Here is an 8,663-nt window from a genome sequence, read left to right on the forward strand (position 1 = left end):
CTTTTTGTTTTGCGGTCGCGCTCATGGTAATCTCCCAAATTACTGCGTCGCGGCATATATCAATGCGCGTGCAGCAAGGCCATGGCAAAACTCTGCTGACCTAACGGCGAAATCCCCCCTGCGTTAGCGCTAAAGCTCAAATTCTTTCCTAGCCAGCACGAATTGAAGTGGCTACGCTCGCCCTCAAGCAACCATTGGGAGACTAAAAATGATCAACCTTCGCACCCTTTTGCTTGGCGCTTCTGCGGCTGCCTTGCTCGCTGACGCTGCAGCTGCAAAATCAGACATCACTGTTGCGCTACAACTTGAGCCACCTCATCTCGACCCGACGTCCGCCGCTGCTGGCGCGATTGATAGTGTTTTGTACTCCAATGTTTTTGAAGGGCTGACACGCTTCATGGCGGATGGGTCCGTCGTTGCCGGTCTCGCCGAAAGCTGGGAAATTTCAGAGGACGGTTTGACCTATACATTCAAGCTGCGCTCTGGCGTGACCTTCCATGATGGCACGACGATGGATGCAGAGGATGTGAAATTCTCGCTCGACCGTGCGCGCGCCGAAGATAGCACAAACGCGCAAAAGGCGCTTTATGCAGGCATCACGGATGTCAGTGTTGTTGATCCAATGACTGTGCAACTGACCCTCGCAGAAGCGAACGGCAGTATGCTGTTTAACCTCGCATGGGGCGATGCGGTGATTGTTGCACCGGAAAGCACCGAGAACATCAAACAAATGCCAATCGGTACGGGCGCATTCAAATTTGCGAACTGGGTGCAGGGCGACAAGATCGAACTGACGCGCAATGATGCTTATTGGGGCGACGCACCAGCGCTAGAAGCAGCAACGTTCAAATTCATCTCCGATCCAACAGCGGCCTTTGCAGCAGTCATGGCGCAAGACGTAGACGTCTTTGCAGGCTTCCCAGCGCCAGAGAACCTGCCACAGTTCGAGGCCGATCCACGTTTTCAAGTGCTCGTTGGCAGCTCTGAAGGTGAAACGATCCTGTCCACCAACAACAAGATGCCACCGTTTGATAACGTGAAGGTCCGCCAAGCGGTCGCGCATGCGATTGATCGTCAAGCGATCATCGATGGCGCGATGTTCGGATACGGCACGCCCATTGGCACGCATTTCGCGCCGCACAACCCAGACTACGTCGATCTAACAGCAGGCTCAGCGCATGACCCTGAAAAAGCGAAAGCGCTTTTGGCAGAGGCTGGCATGGCCGATGGTTTTGAAACGACGCTTCACTTGCCACCCCCCTCTTACGCGCGTCGCGGCGGTGAAATCATCGCAGCCCAGCTTGCTGAAGTTGGCATCAAGGCAGAAATCATCAACGTCGAATGGGCGCAGTGGCTTGAGACAGTGTTCCGTGGCAAAGACTTTGGCCTGACCATTGTCAGCCACACAGAACCCTTCGACATCGGCATCTATGCGCGTCCGGATTATTACTTCCAGTATGACAATCCAGATTTCCAAGCCCTGATGACCAAGCTGAACGCAACGGCTGATCCGGCGATGCGTAGTGATATGATCGCAACGGCGCAAACGACAATTTCGCAGGACTATGTGAATGGTTATTTGTTCCAACTTGCTTTCCCAACCGTCGCGGACGCGAAGGTTCAAGGCCTTTGGGAAAACGCGCCAACACAAGCAACAGACCTTACTGGCGTAAGCTGGGCAAACTAAGCCAACTTAGTTCACGCTAAGACCTAGAAACGCGCGCGCAGCACATCAATGCGCGCGCGTATTTCGTTGCGCACAGATCCTTCGCGCGGCGTATCTTTGAGTGTCGCAAACCAATGATCAGGTGGATTGCGCCCCCGTGAATTGCCTTCAAAGCTCAGATCACGAAGGACTGTTTCGGCCGCACCCTCCAAAATTTCGGGTTCATGTAGCCCATTGAGCGCGCCCCAAACACGAGTCCAACACCGTCCCACGCTCCACGGATTGTAACCACCGCCACCAAGCACCAATAAACGCGGGGCAATGCCCATCAATGCACGCACCACCGCGACATGAGCATTATTGGACAAGGCTAAGCGCGACAGCGGATCTTCCTCAATCGCATCTGATCCGCATTGCAGAACGATAGCATCGGGCGCGAAATCTATAACTGCGGGCAAGATCAGTTCCTGCAAGATCATCGCCATTTCGCTATCGTTCAGACCACTGGGCACAGGAAGATTAAAAGCACTTCCGCCCGCGGCCTCATCGAGACGACCCGTATTCGGCCAACGGTTTTCCTCGTGAGTTGAGATCATTCGAACATCGGGATCGCCCGTAAATCCGACTTCAACACCATCAGGATGATGCGCGTCGATATCGACATACACGACCCGCTGCGCGCCATGACGCTGCAAGGATTTGATCGCCAAGACGGGATCATTCAGATAACAAAATCCATTGGCACGATCTGGCATGCCGTGATGGGTGCCGCCGCCCGGCACATGAACCGTGCCACCGGCTTTGAGCAATTCTCCTGCAAGTATAACGCCACCTGCCCCCGTCGCCGGACGGCGAAACATCTCAGCGAAAATTGGGTTGGAATGGTTGCCAAGCTGAAACCGATAGCGTTCTTCGTCACTGACGTGTTGCCGCCTTTCTGCGCGCGCCAAAGCCGATACATATTCGGGCGTGTGAAACGCCCATAGCGCCTTTGGCTTGGCACGCGGCGAGGTCACGAATTGCGCATCTGGCAGCCAGCCCAGCGCGCGTGACAGGTCCATCACGGTAGAAACCCTTGGTACGCGTAACGGGTGCAAGCCGCCATAGGACGAGCCACGATAGATGTCTGATCCGATGAAGAGCGGCTGTTTTAACATGCACTCAGTCATAAACCGTCACGTCACAGCGACAAGCCCTCTAGACCCTTCGCCGCGCCTCGCCTAGCGTAACGAAATGCTTCGCTATTCGCTCAAACGTCTGCTGTCTTTGGTGATCAGCTTGATCATCGCCAGCCTCGTGATCTTTTTGGTGATCGAGGTCGCGCCGGGTGATCCTGCCAGCTTTATGCTTGGGCTCAATGCGCAAGAAGACACGCTCAACGCGCTGCGGGAAGAATTGGGGCTGAACCAAAGCAAGCTAGAACGCTATCTGACATGGACCTTCGGCATGTTGCAGGGCGATTTTGGCACATCCTACACATACCGAACGCCCGTTGCGCAGATGGTTGCGGATCGTTTGTGGGTGTCGTTGCCGCTCGCGTTCTATGCCCTTGCGCTGTCAACGTTGATTGCCTTTCCCGCAGGGATTTATGCGGCTTCGCGACGCGGTGCGCCGGGGGATGTGGCGGTGATGGGCGCAACCCAACTGGGTGTTGCTATCCCGAATTTCTGGTTCGCGATGATGTTAGTTTTGGTCTTCGCGATTAACCTACGTTGGTTTTCGGCAGGCGGTTTCCCCGGTTGGGAAGATGGCCTGTTCGTCGGACTTAAAGCGCTGACCTTGCCTGCTATCGCACTGGCCCTGCCCCAAGCGGCGATCCTTGCTCGCGTTATGCGCTCTTCCCTGCTCGACATTCTGAACGAAGATTTCATCCGCACGGCCCGCGCCAAGGGATTAACGCGTCGCCAAGCGCTTTGGAGGCATGCGCTACGCAATGCTCTAATACCTGTACTCACGATCATTGGCCTGCAATTTTCATTCCTGCTCGCTGGGTCGATCATTATCGAACAGGTCTTCTATCTTCCCGGCTTGGGCCGCCTCGTGTTCCAATCGATTTCCCAACGCGATTTGATCGTTGTGGAAAGTGTCGTGATGCTCTTGGTCTTTGCGGTGATCGTTGTGAATTTCATCGTCGATCTCGCTTATGCCTTTGTTGATCCGCGGTTAAGGTCGCGCACATGAAGTCCCGCAATCTCATCATTGGCGCGCTATTGTCCGCGTTGTTTATTGCCGCCGCTTTGATCAGCTTTGTCTGGACGCCCTTTGACGTAGCGCAGATGAATATCCCAGCGAAACTGCAGACACCTAATGGCACCAATTGGCTCGGCACGGATCATTTTGGTCGCGATATCTTCTCCATGATCATGGTGGGTGCGCGCACGTCGATTGCTGTGGCTTTGGTTGCTGTTGGGATTGGCATGGGCGTGGGTGTGCCCCTTGGTTTGGCCGCCGCAGCGCGACAAGGGAGCCTACTTGATGAAATCATCATGCGCGGCAATGATTTGGTTTTCGCCTTTCCCTCACTGGTGATTGCGATTTTGATTACAGCCGTCTTTGGCCCCGGTGCAATCAATGCGATCATCGCGATCGGGATCTTTAATATTCCTGTCTTCGCCCGCCTCACCCGCGGCGCCGCATTGCCCCTATGGCAGCGCGAATTCATCATGGCCGCCCGCGTTGCAGGCAAAGGTCGCACGCGCATATCGCTGGAACATATTCTACCCAACGTCACCAATCTGCTCATCGTTCAAGGCACCATTCAATTCTCTCTGGGCATCTTGGCCGAAGCAGGCCTGTCTTACGTCGGCCTTGGTGCGCAACCCCCCCTGCCAAGTTGGGGCCGTATGCTCGCCGATGCGCAAACCATGGTCAGCTTTGCGCCGCATCTGGCACTGATCCCAGGGAGTGCAATTATCCTGACGGTACTGGGGTTAAACCTTATGGGCGATGGACTGCGCGATTTGCTGGATCCGCGTATCAGGGTGGAGCGCACATGAGCCTTTTGTCGATCCAAAACCTAGACCTGAGCATTCATGGCAAGGCTATTTTGAAGGGTGTCAGCCTCGATATTGCAGAGGGTGAGATCGTTGCTGTGACCGGCGAAAGCGGCTCTGGCAAATCACTGACCGCCTTTTCCGTGATGCAGCTATTGCCGCGCGGCACTGAAACCAGCGGTTCGATTAAGCTAAACGATCAAGAACTGCTGAACGCGCCAGAGCATGACATGTGCAAATTGCGTGGCAATGACATTGGCATGATTTTCCAAGAGCCGATGACTGCGCTCAACCCTCTTAAGACCATCGGTGATCAGGTGATGGAGACGATCCTGCTTCATACCGATACAAGCCGTGCAGACGCCCTAATACGAGCGAAAGACATTCTAAGCCGTGTCGGTCTTCCACCAGAAACCTACAAGCTGTCGCGCTTTCCTCATGAGTTATCAGGCGGGCAACGTCAGCGCGTCGTGATTGCTATGGCGATTGCTTTGCGCCCCCGATTGCTGATCGCGGATGAACCAACAACGGCGCTTGATGTCACCACGCAGGCGCAAATTCTGGAGCTGTTGAAAGACCTCGTTCAGGACTTTGGCCTCGGGCTTTTGATGATCACCCATGATCTTGCTGTCGTGTCTGACATGGCGGATCGCATCGTTGTCATGCGACACGGAGAGGTCGTAGAAACCGGCGAAACCCGTGCGTTGTTTGCCAATATGCAGCATCCCTACACCAAAGCGTTGTTTGCCGCCTCCTCTCATGAGGTGGACCTGCCCCAAGCGCCCGTCCCTGATGATGCTTTACTCGTTTTGAAGGATGTTGTGCGCGATTATCCTAAACCGCGCACACGCCTCTTTGCCCCGCGTGAATATCACCGCGCAGTGAATGGTGTGAGTTTTACCCTTAACCAAGGCGAACGTATCGGACTGGTCGGCGAAAGCGGTTGTGGAAAATCGACACTAACGCGGGCAATTCTTGGCCTTGAGCCTTTGCAGGGCGGCGCGATCACAGCCTTTGGTCAAAAGGTCGGGCCTGACATGCCCGCCGCGCTACGATCTGGCCTACAGGTCGTTTTCCAAGACCCATACGGCAGTTTCAATCCCCGTCACAAGGTCGCGCGGATCATCACTGAACCCTTTCATTTGATGCCCACGCCGCCGACGGGGGAAGAGCGTCAAAAACGTATAGCTGAAGCTTTGTTGGCGGTTGGTTTGCACCCAGATGATGCAAACAAATACATCCACGCTTTTTCGGGTGGTCAGCGTCAACGCATCGCGATTGCGCGCGCACTTATCATCCGCCCTGATGTAATTATCTTTGACGAAGCGGTCAGCGCATTGGACGTATCCATCCGCGCACAGATTCTCGATCTTATCGCCGAGCTGACTCAAAGCCATGACCTTAGCTATCTGTTCATCAGCCACGATCTATCTGTCGTGCGTACCATCACCGACCGTGTTTTGGTAATGAAGGACGGCGAAATCGTCGAAGACGGCCCAACGCGCCAAGTTTTCGATGCGCCCCGCCACCCTTATACTGCGAGCCTAATTGCTGCGGCCCCGACCCTGCCAGATATGAAAGCGAATGCCGATGTCTCTGCCTGATCTTCCGTTCAATCCATCCCATTGTTTGATCAACGGCGCATGGCGCGCGCCTGTTAGCGGTCAGACTGTAGCGCTGATTGACCCTTCCGATGGCACCGAACTGGCGCAAATCGCACGTGGTCAAAGCGCTGATATCGATGCCGCTGTCAGAGCTGCACAAAGCGCATTGGACGGGGAATGGGGGCGAAAGACGGCTGTTGAGCGGGGCCGCATTCTAACGCGCATTGGTCAACTTGTTTTGGAGAATGTCGATCTTCTCGCAGATCTCGAAGCGCGTGATGTGGGCAAACCCTTAACGCAGGCGCGCGCTGATGCCGTGGCACTTTCACGCTACATGGAATTCTACGGTGGCGCGGCGGATAAAATTCACGGCGAAACCATTCCTTATCTCGACGGATATACCGTTTACACATTGCGCGAACCTCATGGCGTCACAGGGCATATCGTGCCTTGGAATTACCCCATGCAGATCATCGGTCGCTCTGTTGGGGCCGCGCTCACAATGGGCAATGCGGCGGTTTTGAAACCCGCCGAAGAGGCCTGCCTGACCGCACTTATGTTTGCGGAAATCGCACGGCAAGCGGGCCTGCCAAATGGCGCGCTGAACGTTGTGCCCGGACTTGGTGCAGAGGCTGGTGCTGCGCTGAGCGGGCATAAAGACGTGCAACATATTTCCTTCACCGGTTCCGTCGCAACGGGCGCTCTGGTTCAACAGGCGGCAGGTGCAAATGTGGTTCCTGTCACTTTAGAATTGGGTGGAAAGTCCCCGCAATTGGTGTTTGAGGATGCAAATCTGGAAGAGGCGCTTCCCTTCCTCGTGAATGCAGGTATCCAGAACGCTGGTCAGACCTGCTCGGCCTCTTCGCGCATCCTTGTTCAACGTAGCAGATATGACGAGGTCGTTGCAGCAATGTCAGAGCGTTACAACGCGCTCAGCGTTGGTCCTGCACTTGAGGACCACGCGCTCGGCCCTTTAATTTCGACGCGTCAGAAAGACCTCGTGACAAGCTTCCTAGAGCAAGGGAGTGACCTGCAGATCGCGGCCAAAGGTCAAATCATCGAAACAGCGCCAGACGCTGGCGTGTATGTTGCGCCGCATCTGTTGCTCTGCCCTGATCCAAACCATCCACTCGCGCAAAGGGAAATCTTTGGCCCTGTGCAAGTCATCATTCCATTTGAGGATGAAGCCGAGGCGCTCAAGATTGCCAATAGCACCGAATACGGGCTTGTCGCGTCGATCTGGACAGAAAATGGCGCGCGGCAAATGCGTCTGGCGAAGGCCCTGAAATCTGGACAGGTTTTCATCAATAACTACGGCGCTGGCGGCGGTGTCGAACTGCCCTTTGGGGGTGTCGGGAAATCCGGGCATGGCCGTGAAAAAGGATTTGAAGCGCTTTACGGATTTTCGACGTTAAAGACAGTTGCCGCAAAACACGGCTAGCCATTTGGGCAAAAAGGGAGGGACTTATGCGACTAGAGGGCAAAACAGCGATCATCACCGGCGGTGGGTCGGGCTTTGGTGCAGGCATTGCGCGCAAATTCGTCGCTGAGGGCGCCCGCGTGTTGGTGGCTGACATAAACCCCAATGCCGCGAGCGCAATCGCCGACGAATTAGGCGCAACACCTTTCACTGTTGATGTGAGCAGCAGTGCAAGCGTTGACGCGATGGCAAAATATGCAATTGGCGAGTTGGGCCAAGTTGATGTCGTCGTGAACAACGCAGGTGTGACGCATCTACCTGCTGCGATGGAAACCATCGATGAGGACGATTTTGACCGTGTTTTTGCGGTGAACTGCAAATCCGTCTACTTGATCGCGCGTGCGTTGGTCCCACATATGAAATCCCGCGAAACAGGCGCTATTCTCAATGTTGCCTCAACCGCCGGCGTAAGCCCGCGCCCGAACCTCAATTGGTATAATGCGTCAAAGGGCTGGATGAACACCGCGACCAAAACTATGGCCGTTGAACTCGCACCCTTCGGCATTCGTACCAATGCGCTTAACCCCGTTGCTGGCGAAACCCCGCTCCTCGCCTCCTTCATGGGGGAAGACACCCCAGAGCGACGCGCGCAGTTCCTATCGACCATACCGATCGGTCGTTTCTCCACGCCCGAGGACATGGGCAACGCCGCCAGTTTCCTTTGCTCGGACGAGGCCAGCATGATCACAGGCGTCTGCATGGAAGTCGATGGCGGCCGTTGTATCTAACTCCCTAGTTCACCTTTTCGAAGTATCCCCGTCGGAGGCTCTACCCCATGCAACCAGGCCCCAAAAACCTGATCACTGACGTTGACGGTCTCAAAGTTGGCCATGCGCAAGACATATCGCTCAAGTCAGGCGTCACAGTTTTGACCTCCGACAAAGCGCTAGTGTCATCTGTTCATGTCAAGGGGGGAGCAC

At 55.2% G+C, this 8,663-nt stretch carries 8 protein-coding genes; 7 read left to right on the forward strand and 1 reads right to left on the reverse strand.

Annotated features, from left to right (window positions below; genetic code table 11):
• The first annotated feature begins 208 nt into the window (after positions 1-208).
• Positions 209-1,687, forward strand: coding sequence for an ABC transporter substrate-binding protein (locus ABJQ89_RS03355; RefSeq protein WP_348494857.1), 1,479 nt, complete (start codon positions 209-211; stop codon positions 1,685-1,687).
• Positions 1,688-1,710: 23 nt separating this feature from the next.
• Here the strand turns inward: ABJQ89_RS03355 and ABJQ89_RS03360 are convergent, their stop codons facing one another.
• On the reverse strand, positions 1,711-2,823 hold the full coding sequence (locus ABJQ89_RS03360) for an acetoin utilization protein AcuC (protein ID WP_348494858.1): 1,113 nt from the start codon (positions 2,821-2,823) through the stop codon (positions 1,711-1,713).
• 76 nt (positions 2,824-2,899) lie between these two features.
• On the opposite strand from ABJQ89_RS03360, the gene ABJQ89_RS03365 reads away from it, so the two are divergent.
• From ABJQ89_RS03365 to ABJQ89_RS03390, 6 genes are all read left to right on the forward strand, one after another.
• Positions 2,900-3,847 (forward strand): ABC transporter permease, encoded by a 948-nt coding sequence (locus ABJQ89_RS03365; RefSeq protein WP_348494859.1) that lies wholly within the window; start codon positions 2,900-2,902, stop codon positions 3,845-3,847.
• Complete coding sequence (locus ABJQ89_RS03370; RefSeq protein ID WP_348494860.1) at positions 3,844-4,662, forward strand: ABC transporter permease; 819 nt, start codon at positions 3,844-3,846, stop codon at positions 4,660-4,662. Before ABJQ89_RS03365 ends, ABJQ89_RS03370 begins: the two co-directional genes overlap by 4 nt.
• Positions 4,659-6,263 carry a dipeptide ABC transporter ATP-binding protein gene (locus ABJQ89_RS03375; protein ID WP_348494861.1) on the forward strand — a complete coding sequence of 535 codons (1,605 nt, stop codon included), beginning with the start codon at positions 4,659-4,661 and terminating at the stop codon, positions 6,261-6,263. Before ABJQ89_RS03370 ends, ABJQ89_RS03375 begins: the two co-directional genes overlap by 4 nt.
• Complete coding sequence (locus ABJQ89_RS03380) at positions 6,250-7,704, forward strand: aldehyde dehydrogenase family protein (protein ID WP_348494862.1); 1,455 nt, start codon at positions 6,250-6,252, stop codon at positions 7,702-7,704. Before ABJQ89_RS03375 ends, ABJQ89_RS03380 begins: the two co-directional genes overlap by 14 nt.
• A 26-nt stretch (positions 7,705-7,730) precedes the next feature.
• Complete coding sequence (locus ABJQ89_RS03385) at positions 7,731-8,471, forward strand: glucose 1-dehydrogenase (protein WP_348494863.1); 741 nt, start codon at positions 7,731-7,733, stop codon at positions 8,469-8,471.
• Between the two features lie 47 nt (positions 8,472-8,518).
• Positions 8,519-8,663 (forward strand): P1 family peptidase (locus tag ABJQ89_RS03390; RefSeq protein WP_348494864.1); only part of this gene is annotated, 145 nt, incomplete at its 3' end.

The organism is Planktotalea sp. (genome assembly GCF_039984035.1).
Taxonomy (GTDB): Bacteria; Pseudomonadota; Alphaproteobacteria; order Rhodobacterales; family Rhodobacteraceae; genus Planktotalea.

Bases quoted from the DNA above. Each gene is read 5' to 3' on its own strand.
- ABJQ89_RS03355 (WP_348494857.1), top strand. From the start codon at position 209: ATGATCAACCTTCGCACCCTTTTGCTTGGCGCTTCTGCGGCTGCCTTG.
- ABJQ89_RS03360 (WP_348494858.1), bottom strand. From the start codon at position 2,823: ATGTTAAAACAGCCGCTCTTCATCGGATCAGACATCTATCGTGGCTCG.
- ABJQ89_RS03365 (WP_348494859.1), top strand. From the start codon at position 2,900: ATGCTTCGCTATTCGCTCAAACGTCTGCTGTCTTTGGTGATCAGCTTG.
- ABJQ89_RS03370 (WP_348494860.1), top strand. From the start codon at position 3,844: ATGAAGTCCCGCAATCTCATCATTGGCGCGCTATTGTCCGCGTTGTTT.
- ABJQ89_RS03375 (WP_348494861.1), top strand. From the start codon at position 4,659: ATGAGCCTTTTGTCGATCCAAAACCTAGACCTGAGCATTCATGGCAAG.
- ABJQ89_RS03380 (WP_348494862.1), top strand. From the start codon at position 6,250: ATGTCTCTGCCTGATCTTCCGTTCAATCCATCCCATTGTTTGATCAAC.
- ABJQ89_RS03385 (WP_348494863.1), top strand. From the start codon at position 7,731: ATGCGACTAGAGGGCAAAACAGCGATCATCACCGGCGGTGGGTCGGGC.